At 64.5% G+C, this 16,396-nt stretch carries 10 protein-coding genes; 1 reads left to right on the top strand and 9 read right to left on the bottom strand.

Translation table 11 applies throughout. The features are described 5' to 3' along the window. Window positions 1-262 precede the first annotated feature (262 nt). The 8 genes from repC to U8330_RS20955 form a co-directional block, all read right to left on the bottom strand. Entirely contained in the window at window positions 263-1,507 is a 1,245-nt protein-coding gene (gene repC / locus U8330_RS20990; protein ID WP_323107527.1) for a plasmid replication protein RepC, read from the bottom strand. A gap of 152 nt (window positions 1,508-1,659) precedes the next feature. Then, on the bottom strand, window positions 1,660-2,625 hold the full coding sequence (gene repB / locus U8330_RS20985) for a plasmid partitioning protein RepB (protein ID WP_323107526.1): 966 nt from the start codon (window positions 2,623-2,625) through the stop codon (window positions 1,660-1,662). Beyond that, on the bottom strand, window positions 2,622-3,833 hold the full coding sequence (gene repA, locus U8330_RS20980) for a plasmid partitioning protein RepA (protein ID WP_323107525.1): 1,212 nt from the start codon (window positions 3,831-3,833) through the stop codon (window positions 2,622-2,624). The genes repB and repA overlap by 4 nt, the downstream gene beginning before the upstream one ends. 481 nt (window positions 3,834-4,314) lie before the next feature. Beyond that, window positions 4,315-6,792, bottom strand: coding sequence for a cellulose synthase (locus U8330_RS20975; RefSeq protein ID WP_323107524.1), 2,478 nt, complete (start codon window positions 6,790-6,792; stop codon window positions 4,315-4,317). Window positions 6,793-6,882: 90 nt separating this feature from the next. Further along, window positions 6,883-9,192 carry a cellulose biosynthesis cyclic di-GMP-binding regulatory protein BcsB gene (locus U8330_RS20970; protein ID WP_323107523.1) on the bottom strand — a complete coding sequence of 770 codons (2,310 nt, stop codon included), beginning with the start codon at window positions 9,190-9,192 and terminating at the stop codon, window positions 6,883-6,885. Continuing rightward, window positions 9,192-11,387, bottom strand: coding sequence for a UDP-forming cellulose synthase catalytic subunit (gene bcsA, locus U8330_RS20965; RefSeq protein WP_323107522.1), 2,196 nt, complete (start codon window positions 11,385-11,387; stop codon window positions 9,192-9,194). Before bcsA ends, U8330_RS20970 begins: the two co-directional genes overlap by 1 nt. 179 nt (window positions 11,388-11,566) lie before the next feature. Beyond that, on the bottom strand, window positions 11,567-12,550 hold the full coding sequence (bcsN, locus tag U8330_RS20960; RefSeq protein ID WP_323107521.1) for a cellulose biosynthesis protein BcsN: 984 nt from the start codon (window positions 12,548-12,550) through the stop codon (window positions 11,567-11,569). A 388-nt stretch (window positions 12,551-12,938) separates the two neighbouring features. Further along, window positions 12,939-14,252 (bottom strand): calcium-binding protein, encoded by a 1,314-nt coding sequence (locus U8330_RS20955; RefSeq protein WP_323107520.1) that lies wholly within the window; start codon window positions 14,250-14,252, stop codon window positions 12,939-12,941. 236 nt (window positions 14,253-14,488) lie between these two features. On the opposite strand from U8330_RS20955, the gene U8330_RS20950 reads away from it, so the two are divergent. Further along, on the top strand, window positions 14,489-14,770 hold the full coding sequence (locus U8330_RS20950) for a WGR domain-containing protein (protein WP_323107519.1): 282 nt from the start codon (window positions 14,489-14,491) through the stop codon (window positions 14,768-14,770). A 96-nt stretch (window positions 14,771-14,866) separates the two neighbouring features. Here the strand turns inward: U8330_RS20950 and U8330_RS20945 are convergent, their stop codons facing one another. Further along, a complete protein-coding gene (locus U8330_RS20945; RefSeq protein ID WP_323107518.1) occupies window positions 14,867-16,264 on the bottom strand; it encodes a DUF4360 domain-containing protein in 1,398 nt (465 codons plus the stop codon). Window positions 16,265-16,396 lie beyond the last annotated feature (132 nt).

The raw sequence follows: 16,396 nt of genomic DNA, 5'->3' as shown, positions 1-16,396 counted from the left end.
CCAGGCATGACGCAGTAGCAAGGCTCGGTGTTGACCGCGGTCAACTGACGTTCCGTGGCCTTGCCGTATCGACCAACCGCCTTTGCATCGACACGCTTCCTGCGCTTACGGTCTAAGGGCCTCCGGCAGCGCCGCATCCGGGTTCGGCAACCTACATCCTGATGCGCCCGGCCGCCTTGACCGTCATCTCAGCCCGTTCCATCCGGAACGAGCGAGACCGTGGCCCGGGCGAAGTCCCCGCTCTTCACAACGTGCCGCCCCGTCACCCCGTCCGCTCCCCACTTTCACCATTCGCTCTCAGCAGCGCCATCAGCATCGGCCCGAGCGAGAACTCGCCGCGTTGCGCGCGTCGGGTCAGGTCGCGGAGATAGCCGCCGGCCGAGTTGATGACGTTCGATCGCTCGAGGATGCAGGCGATCGCCACCGCTGCATTTTCGGGCCCCATGGTTTCACAGGCCTCCTCATAGGCCGAAGGGCTGACACCCAGGAAGGAACGCACGACAACCGCCGCCTTCATCATCTCGCGCCAGTGCTCGATGCGGCCATTCGGCCCGTACTCCACGATCTGCGGGCAGGCCCGCAGCACGAGCCCGAGCGGGAAGGCCTTGATCGGCGCTTGGACCACTTTCTCCCGCCCTTCCCGCAGAGACAGCGGCGGAGGTTCTTGCCCCAGCGGCCGCCCCAGCTCTTCTCGAGAGCTAGGTTCAGATTCATGAGAGGGCTCGGGATTTGAACTCTGTATGTGACGCTCGTTTTGACCGTCACTGGTGCTTGGATTCATCGAATTCCCGTTGTCTTGCAACCGATTGAGGATCTCCTCCTTCAGCAGTTCCATGCTTTCGAGCGCATCGCTGACATCGCGCAGCGTCGGGCGTCTGGGAATTCGGGCAACGAGGCCGATATAGATGTCCTCTACGGACTGCCAATCGCCTTCTGCCTGCTCCTCTATTGCGGCGGACAGCAGCTTGCGGGTGTCGCGCCGGCAGATCGTCAGCTTCTCGCGAAGCTTTCGCAGCGTTTCGCGCGCAGCCAAGACCGTCTCGGCGAGTGTGGCCAGCTCGTCGGCGCGCAGGAGCAGCGGCGCGAGGTCGAAGCCGAAGGCGGTCTCGACTTCACCACCCGTCCCGCGCCGCGCGAAGCGCTTGCCGTTGGCACTGTCCCTGCGGATGATCAGCCCCGCATCGACCAGCGCCGCCAGATGCCGCCGGAGCGTCGACGGCGCCATGCCATGAGCACGCAGCGAGAGCTGCACGTTCGATGGGAAAACCACCAGCTGACCGTCACCGCGCAGCTCTTTCTGAGGATGGAAGCTCAACAAGGCGTCGAGCACCGCGAGGCTCGCGGATTGAAGGCCGAGAGGCTCCATCGCGGCGCAGGCATCGCGAAAGACCTTCCATTTGTCAGCCGTCTTGCTGCCCGACAGCGTGCCGGCCGCCTGCTGCCCTCGGACAAGGGCAAGCGTGATCGGCCGCCGCCCGAAGGGCGTCGTCACATGATCCGAATGCATCGTTCTTCACCTTCCAAGAGGCAAAAGAAGTTCGTTCGCCGAAACGGCGCCAAGGCTCTTGACGATGATTCTCGGAAATGCGATTCTACTGGTGCTTAGACAGATAGGGGCTTCCGAGACGGCGACGTTTTGGGGGCTCTTTTCTTTTGCGCTTACGTGTCCTCTGTTGCGTTGATCGTGGCACGATGCTCCTCGAAGAGAGCGATCGCATCGGTGAGCAGGAAGGCGGCGAAGTCCGCGGCGTCCTTCCTGTCGAGTATGATTTCGATCTTCGACGCGCTCTGCCGGACATGGCCCAGCTGCCGACCCGATGATGTGGTCAGCACATCCGGCGCCCGTGACGCGGCGTTCTTCGGTTTCAGCGCGGCAAGCAGCGCCTTGAACCGGTCCTGCGACGGTCGTTCCTGCATCTCGTCTGTTCGCAGACGCTGAAGGGCAGCCGCGGGATCGGTCTTCTCCAAGAGATCCGACACCTCCTGCCAGCTTCTCCGGCCAATACCGGGCGCCGGCCCGATCGCCTCGATCAGTTCGGCCGGGATCGCATCGACGATGGAGAGCATGCGCGACAATTCGGTCTTGTCGATTGACATGGCAGCGGTGATGACGTCACGCGCGAACCGCTCCCGCAGCCGCTGCGCAAACCGCGCCTTTTCGATGTAGGAGAGATCCTGGCGTTCGTTGTTTTCCTGCCCTTGGGCAATAACCAGTTGCTCGTCGCTCAAAGCCCGCACGACCGTCTTGACCGGCAGACCAAGCGCCTTCAGCGCACGCAGGCGGCGGTGGCCGAAGGCGACCTGATAGCGCCCTGACGCTTCGGGATGCGGGCGAACCAGGATCGGCACCTGCTGCCCCTGGTCGCGGATGGAAGCGACAAGCCCATCTATCTCGCCCGGCATCCGATCGCTGACGAAGGAGGGCTCGACAAGTGCCGCATCAAGCTCGATGACGGACTGGCCCGCTGCCAGACGGCGCTCGATCTCGTCGGCGCGCGCCTGGCGCGCTTTCTCCTCGCGCATGGTGGTGGCGACCTGCCCGACGAGCGTGTTGTCGGATGTCGCGCCTTTAAGCGGGGTTCCGGCATCCACCTGAATGAGGTTCAGAAGGTTCTTCCGGCTCATGTCGTGCGCCCCCAGGCCTTCTTGATCAGGGTTTCGATCTCGTCGTTGACGCTGTTCATCGACTCGATCGCCCGGTCATAGGTGCTGCGGGTGAACTGGCCACGCGCGACCTCGTACAGCGTCTGGTTGGTCAGGCCCGCATCTGAGACGGCGGTCGATTTCAGCATGGGGAAATTCAGGACATGGGCGCCGAAGATCGAGCGGAGATAGCCGACCATCTGGTTCTGCGGGCCGTCGGAGGGCTCGAAGCGGGTAATGAGGTAGCGAAGCCAGGCGAAATCGACATTGCCTCCCGCCTCGGCGACCTCGCGCAGGAGGTCGGCGACCATCGCAAGGAACTGGTTCATCGACATGACATCGAGCATCTGCGGATGGACCGTTACGAGGACGGAGGTGGCCGCGCTCAGCGCCGAGAGAGTCAGATAGCCAAGCTGTGGCGGGCAATCGATGATCACCACATCATAGTCGTCCCGCACCTCGTCGATCGCATCGGCAAGGCGCTGGAAGAACATGACGTCGCCCGGCTGCCGCCGCATCAGGGCGCGCGGCGTATCATGCTCGAACTCCATGAGCTCGAGATTGCCGGGCACGAGATCGAGGCCGGGAATATAGGTCTTGCGGATGACGTCCTTCGCGGGGCGACGGGCGTCGTCATAGCGGATCGCCCCGTACATCGTGTCGTTCACATGCACGTCGAGTTCCGGCTGATGCCCGAACAGGGCTGACATGCTCGCCTGCGGGTCGAGGTCGATCGCGAGGACGCGGTAGCCCTTGAGCGCCAGATACTGGGCGAGGTGGACCGACGTCGTCGTCTTGCCGGACCCCCCCTTGAAGTTCATGATCGAGACGATCTGAAGCGCCTCGCCGTCGCGTCGACGGGGCAGATAGCGGCGGTCCGCTCGGCCGACCTTGTCCAGATGGCGACGAATACGGTCAATATCTTCCACGGAATAGGACCGACGGCCGCCAGGCGTCGTGGTCACCTCGAGATCGTCGATGTCGTTAGAGACCTGGCGGAGGTAAACCTCCTTGACACCCAGGAACCGGGCGGCCTCGGAGGGCTGAAAGTGGCGAATTCCTTTTTCCGAGGTCGGCGGAAAGGTATTTAGATGATGCGCCTGCAACTGAACGGCAAGCGCAGACGAATGCCGGTCGATGAGACTGACGAGCGTCTCCCGGGATGCCAGCGCTTCTGCGTTCGTTTTCATCGTCCGCCCAAAATTCGGTAACAGCGGTTTGTGGAGAAAATGGTTTTATAAACCGCTGCTCACTATAAGCCGCGATTCTCAGACCTGAGCAAGCGGCTTGCAGAACGTCAGGATCCCTCGCGGGGCTAGGGCTCAGAGCTTCTCTCCAAAAAGGGCCGCAGATACAGGATGTTAACAAAAGGTTAGCCGGAAAACCGGTCTGCAGGAATGGAAAGATTCATCTGTATAGGGCCTCCAACTCTCCGCTCCGCCAACGGAAAGACGCTTTGTTTGCAGCGCGCAAGACCAAGAGAATCAAGGGAGAGCGAGAATCGCTGGTGTCCGAACTGCGAGTCGCAGAGCAAAAGACAGACAATCCGCCGGGACATGCATCTGGGTAGGCAACGATACCTCAAAGACAATCATGAAAAAGGCCGGCCCGTGGGCCAGCCCTTCGTCATTCATCGAGGTATCCGCCAGTCTGCGGCGGCCCCTCGGCCTGTCATTGCCCCGGGATCGGGTTTTTGGCGGCGCGGGCTTCGGCGAGGCCCTTGAGCGCGTCGCGATTGCCGGTCGAGGCCAGAGTCTCGAAGATCCGGATTGCCTGCGGGTAGCGCTGCATCGACAGATAGGCATAGCCGCGCAGCACCATCAGATCGGCCTGTTCGGGCGCAAGTTCGGCGCGGCGATCGAGCAACAGCAAAGCCTCCGTGTAGCGCTTGGACTGATAGGCGGCGAGCGCCTGGTTGGTCAGCAGGGCAACCTGAATTTCGCTCGCCTTGCGCTGGTCCATCGGTCCGCGGCTCGCCGATGCGGCGGCGTTTTCCGTCAGGCCGAGACGCAGGAAGGCGAGGCTCTGTCCATAGGCTGCGTCGCCGCGCACCTGCGGATCGCTGCTCTCCAACGCGGCCTCGAAGGCGCGGCTTGCTTCTGCCGGGCGCTTCAGATTCATCAGGCACCAGCCGCGCTGCAGGCTGGCTGCCGGCGAGAGCGATGCGGACGAGGCCCGTCCGGAGCAACCGCGCGTGCCGCCGGCCGACCGTCTCGGCTGGGCCGTGCGGGCCGGGGCGGCCTCCGGCGACACGGCCGCATAGGCCTGTCGCCTGGGCGTGGCGGCCGCTGCGGGGGCGGCCTGTGCGATGCGCGCAGCCGGCTGAACCTGAGGCGATTGGGACCGCTGCGAAGGGGCCGCAGCAGTCTGCGGGGCGGGAGCGGCCGTTCTTTGAGCCGGCGAGGCGGCGATTGGTGCAGCCACATCCATCAGCCGGCCAGTCGGATCGGCGGCAGCCTGTGCCGGCGCGTAGTAACTGGACAGCGCTGGCGCCGCGCCGTCGGCTGCTGACGTTTCTGGCGCTGCCTGGCCAAGCGTCGCGATGCGGGGCGAACGACCCTGCCACTCCGCTTGGATGCGGGCAACGACATCGGGAAGGTTGAGATCGTTTGCCGTCAGGGCGAGGCCAAAGGCGGCAGGCTCATTGTCCGTCTTCCAGCTCAGCGAGGTCGCGAACCATTGCGCCGCGAGCTGCGATTGCCCGAAGGCGCGCGCATACCAGCCGAACTGTTCGGCAAGCGCGGCATCCTTGACTTCCGCGGCATCCCTGCCCATTCGCGCCAGAACGTCCGGCTGCAGGGCGACGGGCGGATCGAGCGCCAGAAGTTCGGCCGCGGCCGCGAGATAGGTCGCGTGGACCTCGTCGGACTCCGCGTGCCAGCGATAGAGGATGTCCTCGGCTTCCTGCGGCATTTTACGCGCAATCAGCGTCAGGGCCAGGCCCTGCGCTGCTTCGGCCGTGTCCTCGATCGCACGGGCCTTGCGGAACCAGTATTCGGCCTGCACCATTTTCTGGCGCCGTTCGTGATACCAGCCGAGAAGCAGGGCGTCGGAGGCCTGATGCGTGCTTTCCGCCAGCTCCTCCATATGGGTCAAGAACTCGCGCGGAACCGTGGCGGCCGGATCCTTGGCAGCGACCGAAAGGAAGCGGCGAGCCAGATCGTTGCGCACGCTGTCGAACTCGCCCTTGCCCTCGGCGTCCCGTCGCTCAAGCGTCAGCAGATCGACGATCGCGGTGGGCTGCAGCAGCTGCGCCGCCTTCTGCATCGTCGCCAGCCGCTCCTTTGCTGCGTCGCAGCTCGTCAGGATATAGCGATAGGTGTCCTGAGACCGAGGCTCGCGGCCCGTCTTGGCGAAGGCCTCGGCGACCCGCCAGAGAATGTCCATCTCGTCACAGACGAGAAGCTGCGGATGCGCGGCGCCCTCATCGATGACGCGCTCATAAGCCTTGTCGTTCGAGGCCGCGACCAGCCGCAGGCGGGCTTCGCCGAGCTCCAGCTGGGCGATCAGAGGGGCAGGGGGCGTCCAGCCCGGCTGCTTCTGCTGCCGGCGCTCGATCGCCTTGCGCAGAAGAGCGAAGCGCCCTTCTCCTGCCAGCGACCACATGGTCTCCAGCGCCTTGTCCGGCGCCGCGCGCGGAGCAAGCGGATCGGCCGGCGGCTCCCAATCCGGATAGAGCGCCTTCAGACGGTTGATCTCGATCTGCAGCCGCGCCGTGTCGCCCTGGCGCGCGAAATAGCGCAAGGCGCTTTCGTCCACCTTCGGGGCCGGCGGCGCATCCATCTGCTGAAGCAGTTCCGCATCAGCAGGGTCGAGCGGCTCTTCGACGTCCGCCGTCGTGGCCATGGACTGTGCGGCGGGTGCCGCTTCCGCGGTCAGCATCGGCGGCGATGATCCCTCCGCGACCGGCTCCGTGACCGGCGGAGACATGGCCTGTGCAACGTCCATGGGTTCGCCAGGCCCTTGCTGGTCGTCGCCCGGCGTCCTGACGAAGGTGCGAGGAATGGCGCCGGTGGCAAACGCACCATTCGGCGCCATCGAAAGACCGAGCGGCGCCATGTCGGCAGTCTCGGCGGTGCGGTGGCCAAGATGATAGCCGACCGTGACACACAATGTCGACGACAGCAGGAAAGCGGCGAACCTAGTCATGACCATCTCCCAGAGGGAAGAAAAACGGTGCGGGGCGGAGCCTGGAGGGAAGGCCGCCCCTGCAAGGGCGAAGTGAACGGGACTGCGGCATCAGTGCCGGCGTCCCAGGCCGCGCAGGAGGAGCGTGGTGATGAGACCAAGCATCGCGAAGGCGGCGACGAAGAGCAGGGAGAAGAGCAGGATGTTGGTCGACATCCAGTTGGCGGCGATCAGGCGCCAGCCGGTGAAGGAGAAAGGCTGGGTCGCCGCCAAAACGATCCGCTGCGGCGCGATCGTATCGAGCCGCGCGCCGCGCGTATCATAGGCGGCGACGCGACCGGCGAGCCGGCGCCACATATCCGGTTCGACGAGGGCGGCGATGCCGTTGGAGAGAGCCGCCGTCGTCGGCGCGGCGGCGAGCGTCCAGGTCGCGCCGCCCGTTTCCGCCTGGGCCAGCATGACATCGGCTGTTCCCGGCAGCGGATAGCTGTCGTCTTCCCCCGGCAGGATGGCCAGCGAGCCGAGCGACAGATCGAAAGTGCGCTGCAGCCAGGTATCGATGCCATCGATGCTGCTGCGCCAGCCCGGCACGGAAACCTTGTCGCGCCAGCTGTCGACCGTATCGCCACGGCTGCCGTTTGCAGGCGACTTGCCGCCCGCCCAGGCCGTGTCGGTTCCGGCGGAAACCCCCATGCGCGTAACGAAGGCGGGGGGAAGTTTCGGCAGAGCCCCGACGATCAGGGCATCGCGGCCTTCGAGCGTTTCCACCGTATCGACGGTCTCGATCGGGAAGGCCTGGCCTGCGGTCGCGCTCAACCGGCCGACCAGCGTTGCGGCAGCCGAAAGCGTCTCGGCATTCGGCTGGTCGAGGAAGAGCGCCGTGCGGGGCGCCTCGCCCGTGCCGTAGGGGGCGCCCATGCCGGCTGTCGCCGCGAGGTTCGGGAAATTCGCGACGCGGCCGAAGTCCGGCATGCGGAACTCGCTCGTATCGAAGAGCGCGAAGCGCAGCCCGCTCTGCGAGGCGCTTCCCAGAACGCAGGCATCGTCCTGATCGGTCAGCAGCACGGCCTCGATGGCGATGCGGTTTTCGCCCGGCAGGAAATGACGCATGGTAACGCGGATCGGCATGTGCTTGAGAATGCCGCCGCCGCGCGTCGTCAGCGGTGCCGTCGTGGCGATATTGCCGTTGACATAGACATTGACGCGGCTGCCGGGCAGCACGTCGGCGGCATAGGCCGCATCGAGCAGCAGCTCCGCCTCGCCATAGGCGCTCGCATAGAAATCGCCGGGCAGGCCGACGCTGAATTCCGTGCGCAGCCGGCGGCCGGAAAACTCGGTGGTCGACACGCCGAGCTGCGCCAGGGTGAGCGCCGATTTGCCGGTGAGAAGCGGAACGGTCTTCAGGCCGGTTTCCTGGCCGCGCTCCTTGCTGTTTTCGGTCGTGGCCTGCTCGACCAGGCGATCGGCCGCCGCTTGCACGGCCTGAGGCGTTGGCCCGCTGACGATGAGCGCGCTGGCCGGATTGCCCGGAAGCGCGGCGAAGGCCAATGTCGGCGTGCTTGCGGAATCTGCCGGCAGGGTCGGCAGGAGAGACGCCAGCTCGCTGTGGGTTCCGAGCAGCACGGTCAGTCCGCCGCTCTCTTCTGCCGAGGGCAGGTCCGGGCGGACGGTGACGTTCTGGCCGCCCATGCGCAACGCGAGGCCTTGCGAGAGGCGCATCAAGGCATCGGCGCGGCTCGCCGTGGCCAGCGCTGGCGCCACGATCGTGATCGTCTGCCGGCCGGCCTCGTCCGGACCGACGGAGTTCAGGTCCTCCAGCCGCAGGAGCTGGCCGGCGACGGGGGAGGAGAAGGAGAGGAAGCTGCCCTTGGCCTGCACGTCCGTCCACAGGTCAAAGGTAGATTGCACGCTGCAATCGGTGCGATGCCGCTGCGCGCTGGCGATCGTGACGATGTTGACGCCCGGCTGGATGACCCCGCCCGGGATCGGCATCTCGATGCTGACCTCGTCCTCGGGCGCGGCGATCGGGGTTTCGCCGATCTTCACATTGTTGACCGTGAGCACGAGTTGCGAGGTCTCGGGCGCCACCACGACGGCATTGCGATAGGCGAGCGTGATCGACTGAGCAGCGGCAGCTTGTTCCGGCGTCAGCGTCAAGGCGAAGCTGCGGCGATCCTCTTCGCCAGACAGCCGCACCGTGCCGTGCGGCAGGATCAGGCGGCGCGTGGTGCGCGGATCGGCAGCCGGTGCTTCCAGCGGGGAAGCGGCCGTTTGTGGGGTAGATGCCGCCTCGGGCTTCCGCTCGCCCGACATGTCGAAGGGCATGACGCCGGCCGCGCGCGGCTGATCCTGGGCAAGCACAGGCGCAGGCAGGGCAACGGCGGCGAGCAGGCAGGCGAGCAGGGTGCGCTTCATCATCATCACCGGGCCTTCGGAGCGAGAACGGGCAGTTTCGGGCGGATCGAGGAGAAGCCGCGCGGGAGGTAGTAGAGGCCGCGCCCGGTCTGGAAAAGCGCGATGCCGAGGAAGGACACCGTGCCGCGGATGAGGCCGGGGTTCTTGCGCCGCCCCATCTGGAACTCGCTCCACTGCGCAGAATTGGCAAACATCAGATCGGCGATGAGCCGGTGATCGACAGCCGATTGCGGCGCGAAGGCACAGCCAAGGCTGATCGATTCACCCTCGCCCTTGGAACTGCGCACGATGTTGACGGACAAGGTATCCGGCACGCCGTCGCTATAGGGGATGACGCGGATCGCCTCGAACGTGCCGGGGGTCAGCGGCATCAGCGCCTTGTCGTAGACATGGACGAGCATGCCGTTGACCGAGACGTTTTCGATCACTGCCGGATACCAGCTTTCGCCGACCTTGAATTCGCAGCGCCGCATGATCTTGACGCGGCGGGCGGCCGACTTGTCGCCCCGTTCCGTGACCACGCCGAGCGCGCAGCCGGCGATAATCAGGTTGAGGAAGTTCCAGGCGCCCACCACCAGCGTCACGTCGGTCTTCGCCGGCTCGGTGTAGAGCCGGTAGACCACCATGCCCATGGCCGCAAGCAGCACGGCGAAGATGACGAAGAAGGGCAGGGCGATCTCCGACAGACGGCTTTCGGCGATGGATTCGTCCTTGGCCGTGACCTTGAAGGTCGGCTTGCTGGGGTTGAGGATGACCGAGATCACGGCCGGCAGCAGATGCACGGTCTGCGCATATTCGTAGATTTCTGAAATCCACGGCCAGCGGTAGCGACCATAGAGATAGTTCTGCATCAGCAGGTTCACGAGCATGTAGGTCATCGTATAGGCGAAGAACTCGCCGCCGGAGCCCACGAAGATCTCGAGATCGAAGAACAGATAGAAGAGCGGCGCGATGAGGAACATCATGCGCGGGAAGGGGAAGAGCCAGAACAGCGTCGAGGACATGTAGCAAAGCCGCTGCGCAAGCGTCAGACCGCGCTTGAACATGGGCAGACGGAACATGAGGATCTGCATCATTCCCTGAGCCCAGCGGGAGCGCTGGCCGATGAAGCTTGCAAAGGTTGCCGGCTGCAGGCCGGCGATCAGCGGCCGGTCGACATAGACGCTGTTCCAGCCGCGCGAATGCAGTGCCAGCGCCGTTTCGCAATCCTCGGTGATGCTGATGCCGGAGAAACCATCGGTTTCCTCCAGCGCCTTGCGGCGGAGCACGGCGGCCGAGCCGCAGAAGAAGGAGGCGTTCCACTTGTCCAGTCCGCGCTGGATCAGCCCGTAGAACATCTCGTTCTCGCTCGGCATATGGCCGAAGGTCTTGAGATTGCGTTCGATCGGATCGGGGTTGAGGAAGAAATGCGGCGTCTGCACGAGGAAGAGGCGCGGATCCTCCTCGAAATAGCCGACCGTTTCGTGAAGGAAGTCGCGGGCCGGCGCATGGTCGGCATCGAAGACGACGACGAGTTCGCCGTCCGAATACTTGAGCCCATTGTTGAGATTGCCGGCCTTGGCGTGCTCGTTGCGCTCGCGCGTCAGATAGTTGACCCCGAGATCGGCGGCGAGCTTAGTCAGCTCGGCGTGACGCCGCTCGGCGGCCTTGGCCGAAGGCACATCGTTGACCGAGCGCTTCTGCACGGTGCTGCCATCGTCGAGCAGCCAGATCGTCAGCTTGTCTGCCGGGTAGTCCATGTTCTTGGCGGCGGCCAGCGTATTGGCCAGAAGCTGGGCGTCCTCGTTATAGGTCGGCACGAACACATCGACCTTCGGCAGGGAGCCGGTCGGCTGCGGCGCGCGCTTCTGCTTTTCCGGCAGCGGCATCGACACGAGGAAGAGGCTGAGCGCCAGCATGGCGACGCTGTACATTTCCACCAGGTAGAGAAGGAAGCCGGGAATGAAGTTCTCGAGCTGGCTCAGCGGCGGCAGCGTGTTCGTCGTGCGCCAGTAAACATAGCGCAACACGATGGCCGTGCCGAAGCCGAGCCCGATCAGCCGCCACCGGCCGGTCTTGTCGAACACCTTCAGCACCGCCAGAAGAGCCATGCAGAGAAAGGCCGCGACCAGGTGCGTCGACACGCTGACCGGCAAGGTCACCAGATTGATGACGAACAGCGATACGAGCATCCAGCTGATTATGGTGATCGCCTTGGCCATGACTTACGCTTTCTCTCGATAGAGCGAGGACTGTGCTGCGAATGACGCGACCAGCGCCGCAGCCCGCGAATGCGCGGACCTTACGAGGCCTGTCGTTAAGATACGGTCATGTTCCTGCACTCCCCCAGCGCTTGCGCCGGGGAAGATCGTCGTCGGACGGCCACATCGGCCGGGAATGATCAAAAGCCGCCGCATCCGGCACCTGTCGCCGCGCAGGGCGCTGGAGGAATGGCAGGCGGCGCGGGATTTGCCGGAGCGCCCGCTGTGGTCGCGGCGGGAAGGGCAGGACCGGACGAAGGAATTCCCACCGTGCGCGCCTCGGCTGCGGCATCGGCCGGTTGCGGCAGGCGCGGTGCCGGGATCATGACGGTCGGGCTGACCGCTGACGGTGTCATGACGGACGGGCTGGGCATCAGGGCCTCACGCATGGGGCTTCGCGCGGACCGGGCTGGCGCTGCGATCTCGGCCCGGGCAGCCTCAACACGGGGTGCCCGGCGCGGTGCGGCAACCGGAGTGGCGCGGGGCGCTGCGACCTCGACTGTCGTCGGCAGACTGTAGATCGGCTTGCCCACCTGGCCGATCCGCGGATCGGGCTCCGGCGGCGGGCCATAGGGGTTCCAGCGCGGATCGGCGAAGCCGCCGGACAGCGTGTAGTGGTGCATGACCGACAGGAGCGAGGCGAGCGAACTGTCCGGCTCGCAGAGCCGCAGCCGCGTGCGGATCATGCCGAGATCGTTGATGCCGTTGCGGGCGTGTTCGGAGGAGCTGATCTGCTGCCAGGCATAGAGGCAGCTTTCCCCACGGCGCTCATCGACCCCATAGGCATAGGCGAAGGGGCCATAGCCATTCTGCTGGTAGGTTCCGGCCATCGCCATGCGGATTCCGGGGAACTCGCTGCGAAGATCGCGGGCGATCAATGCAGGGTTGAACCCGGCGCGCGACAGGCGCTCCGCCCCCGCGAAATCGGAGGCCGCAGGCCCGAAGAACTGCACCTTCAGATAATTCTCGCCGGGCGTGGAAGTTGCCGTTTCCAGGATGATATCCTGCGCGACGGCATTGGCATATTTGCGTTCGATCACGCTGACGATGCCCGCGGCGCCGGGCGGCGGGAAGGCCAGCGCCTTCTCCCGGCCGACGACAGCCGGTGCTGCACTCTGCTTCATCCCGCCTGTCGAGCTGCAGGCCGACAGGGCTGCCAGGACGACACCCAGGACCGCCAGCTGCGGAATTGCGTGTTTGGAAAAGGAACGGCAGAACAATCGGGCCACAAGCGCACTCGCCACATTAGATTCGTTGCAAGTGACTTTTCTGACTTATTTCCGGGAATACAAGAGTCCGGAGGTCACACCTTCTAAGGGTATGACCAAATGACCAGCCTCGCGTAAGCTTCGCGGTCCGATTCGTCCCGTTTCGGGACAGAAGAGCCGTTTCCAGCGCAGGATGACCCGCGGTGAGCGCAGGTTTCGGCGCAATTGAGCGTTTCTGGATCAGCAGCCATAGGAGAGTGCGAGCAGAGGCAGAACGCGCGCGTCCTGCCTCTGCTTCATACAGTCACAGGATGAACATTCCGTCGGTCATCTTGATGGGATTATAGAGATGGATCGCGAAGTCGGCGATCTTGTCGCCGTCGACATCGGCGTAGACGATCGTCTCATACCAGGTGGACTTGAAGCGGAGCTCGCCGGCATGGCCGCTGAACTGGGCCTTTCCGATGAAGTGGAAAGCCTGGTCGCCAGCGACCGCTGCATTCGCATCAAGAGCTGACAGATCGATCTTGTCCTTCTGCCTTTCGGAGAAATCCATGATCACATCCTGATTGTCTCGTGAAACGCTCGAGTCCGTCAAATCCGTGAAGACAAATTTGTCCGCTCCGCCTCCACCGTAGAGGAGATCCTTCCCCACTCCGCCGGTCAAGATGTCGCTGCCTGCACCGCCGCGCAGAATGTCGGCACCGCCCGCGCCCGACAGGGCGTCGTCTCCGGCGCCGCCGACCAAGACATTGTCACCCTCGTCACCCGTGAGGCTGTCGTTGAAGGCGCTCCCGCTGACATTTTCGAAATTGAAATAAGTATCGCCTTGAGCGTCGCCGCCGGAGGCCGACCCGGTCGACAAGTCGATGACGACGCCGGCGCCCGAGCCGTTATAGCTGAGCGTATCGGTACCTTTCCCGCCATCCAGTTCATCGCCTCCGAAACCGCCACGGATGACGTCGTCGCCCTTCCCGCCGGTCAGCATGTTGTAGGCTCCGTTGCCGATCAGCACGTCGGAATAGGATGTTCCGATCACGTTCTCGATCGAGCGGTATGTGTCACCATCCGCGATGTCTCCCTCACCCCGCCCGAGTTGCAGGTTGACCCAGACGCCTCTCAAGGCATTCCCGGAGTAGTCGACCGTGTCGATCCCCGTGCCGCCGTTAATGGTGTCGTAGTCCCAATCCGGAACGAAGGTGTCGTCCCCGGAGTCGCCGTTCGCCGTCTTCTCGCCGTAGCCGGACAGATAGATGACATCGTCGCCGGATCCGCCGGACAGAAAATCCGCCCCACGGTCGCTTTTAAGCTCGTCTGCCCCTGCCCCTCCATAGATCTTGTCGTCTCCCCGACCGCCATTCAGCGTATCTTCGCCGCTGTCTCCGTAAAGCTTGTCGTCGCCGTTCCCGCCCGTCACCGTGTCGTTGCCCGACAGGCCGTTCAGCGTGTCGTTGCCATTCCCGCCATTAATTTCATCGGAATTGTAACCACCTGTGAGGCTGTCGTCTCCGCCATATCCGTTCATGAACCATATGTTCAGCGGATTTTCGCCCCACATTACGGGTGAATAATCGTCGTTGTCGGACGTTCCTTCGTAATTCGAAATCCATTCAAACATCGCAGCATCCTTTACGCGTGAATACGGCGCAATATTACTCATCACTAAAAAATATGCTAGACATATAATGCCGTCCTTTAGGCTCCAGCGTCGTCTCAAGCGACCCCCGAGCATAGTCGCAGCTGAAGCGCCGTCCTCACCCGCGCCGAGAACCCATCACGCTCATGAATCACTCACGCCTCATCGATTCATAACTCTCGTTGGACGAGGATTCGCGGACGCGCGATCTTCGCTCCATGCTCACGCAACCCTACAGAGTGACGATCGAACGACGTGATGCCTCCAGGCGGATGGCGCGCTATTATACGTTGTCGATCGAGAGGAGCCTCTTCGGCGATGTCTGCCTTTTGCGGCGCTGGGGCCGCATCGGGACGACGGGGCAGGTGATGGTCCACCATTTCGAGCGGGAGCAGGAGGCCGTTGCCCTTTTTCTCGACCTGCTCAAAGCCAAGCGCAAACGCGGCTATCGCCCGCGTGCGGCAGTCGAGCTGCCGAGACGGCTTATTTCGGCGCATTGACGGCGCGCAGCTCCGCAGCCCTGCGGATAGGCCCAAAGCATGGTCACGGCGGTCGCCGTGATGCCCGCGAGGTGCTCGGAGACGCGGATGACGGTCTCAGAAGGCGGCCTTGACCTGCGCGCCGAGGTTCCAGACCGGCTTTTCGTGCTCCCGGAAAGTAGCGGAGAGGGATGTGTCGATCCGCCAGACATCATCCAGACGATAGCCCAGCCGGCCGGCGAGAGCGGCGAAGCTCTGGTCGCGTGCCTGTCCATCAACCCGCCCGACCCAATCGACCCTGGCGCGTACCGCCTGATCATCGGCGAAGATGCGACCCGCGGCGCCGGACACCGTATAATCGAAGCGACCGTCCGTCTGGTGGCTCCAGGCGAGTTCCGCGCTGGCGACGGTCTGGTGCGAGGTTCCGTCCTCCACCGTGGCTGCGAAAAGATTGCGGCCCGTTGCCGCTTCGCTGTAGCCGTCAAGATCGAGCCAAGAGCGGCCAAGCCGCGCAGCAATGACCAGCTCGTTGGCCGCATCGGGCGCATAGACGGCGCCGATCCTTGCATAGGTGCTCAAGAGCGACCCATCGACGGTGCCCCCTGCGAAAACGCGATCGGTTCCGTTCAGATAGTCGCGGGAAAGATGCGCCGTGACATTGGGCGAGCCCCAGAGACCGACCTCGCCGAAGCCGCGCCATGTTGCCTGCGGGGTCGTGTAACGGACGGCGCCTGCGATCAAGGCCAGGGGATCGAGCGACACGGCATCCTCATGCGGGTCGACGAAGGCGGCACCGCCCAGAACCGTAATCCCGCTGCCGGCTTCCCAGCGGCCCTTGAAGCCGGCCGAGGCACTCGAGCTGCCGAAGAGGCCCAGCGAGCTCCCTTCGTCGAAGCGCTCGCCAGCACCCAGAAGCCCGTCCGCGGTCGTCATCAGCCCTGTCGCGATCGCCTGCCGCTGGCGCGCCAGCTGATCGGCGGAGCCGTCGACCGAGGCCTGCGTGGTATAGCCGAGCCGCGCGATATCGATCGTGTCGAGAAGCAGCGTCCCGTCGCCAAGCGCCGGATCGAGCGGGGAGGTGGCCTCGACGACGACCGTCAGCCCCAGCCTGTCGGTGCCGGACGTTCCGACCTTGGTGCCGGTTTCGACATCGTCCTGCAGCGGACCGGTGACCTGGTAGCGCATCACCTGCTCGCCGTTCTGGCGCGTGATGATCGTGGCCGTCTGGCCCGCTTCGGTCGCTACGAAGCCGCGATAATCCACGCCGTACACGCTGAACCCGCCCGGTTGCGTGACCGGAACCTCGACACGACAGGTGCTGCGCGCCCGGCCGCGTCCTGCGCCATCCCCGGCGGTTGCCGAGAAGTCGTCGAAGAGAAGGCTGGTGGCGTTGCCGTCCGGCGAGGTGACGCTGGAAAAGGTTCCGTCCGCGCATCCGTTGGCGGCCATGGCCTGAGCGGGAAAGGCAGCGGCGCTGCCGAGAAGACACAAAGCGAGGGACGGACGCAGACGCATCGGCAGTTCTTTCAGCGAGGAGGGAGGGCGACGCTGCCGCCGGTCGGGCAGGGGGGAGGGCAGGCTGTCACCCACAGCGCATCCCCCTGCCATGGCAGTCATCGGCATCACGAGGTGCCGATGACCGGATGG

The organism is Rhizobium sp. CC-YZS058 (assembly GCF_034720595.1).
In the GTDB taxonomy this organism is placed as follows: Bacteria; Pseudomonadota; Alphaproteobacteria; order Rhizobiales; family Rhizobiaceae; genus Ferranicluibacter.
The sequence above is the reverse complement of the archived record's forward strand: the minus strand, read 5'-3'. Positions and strand labels throughout refer to the sequence as shown.

Coding starts and splice junctions, on each gene's coding strand:
- repC (WP_323107527.1), bottom strand. CDS start 1,507: ATGCATTCGGATCATGTGACGACGCCCTTCGGGCGGCGGCCGATCACG.
- repB (WP_323107526.1), bottom strand. CDS start 2,625: ATGAGCCGGAAGAACCTTCTGAACCTCATTCAGGTGGATGCCGGAACC.
- repA (WP_323107525.1), bottom strand. CDS start 3,833: ATGAAAACGAACGCAGAAGCGCTGGCATCCCGGGAGACGCTCGTCAGT.
- U8330_RS20975 (WP_323107524.1), bottom strand. CDS start 6,792: ATGACTAGGTTCGCCGCTTTCCTGCTGTCGTCGACATTGTGTGTCACG.
- U8330_RS20970 (WP_323107523.1), bottom strand. CDS start 9,192: ATGATGATGAAGCGCACCCTGCTCGCCTGCCTGCTCGCCGCCGTTGCC.
- bcsA (WP_323107522.1), bottom strand. CDS start 11,387: ATGGCCAAGGCGATCACCATAATCAGCTGGATGCTCGTATCGCTGTTC.
- bcsN (WP_323107521.1), bottom strand. CDS start 12,550: ATGAAGCAGAGTGCAGCACCGGCTGTCGTCGGCCGGGAGAAGGCGCTG.
- U8330_RS20955 (WP_323107520.1), bottom strand. CDS start 14,252: ATGTTTGAATGGATTTCGAATTACGAAGGAACGTCCGACAACGACGAT.
- U8330_RS20950 (WP_323107519.1), top strand. CDS start 14,489: ATGCTCACGCAACCCTACAGAGTGACGATCGAACGACGTGATGCCTCC.
- U8330_RS20945 (WP_323107518.1), bottom strand. CDS start 16,264: ATGCGTCTGCGTCCGTCCCTCGCTTTGTGTCTTCTCGGCAGCGCCGCT.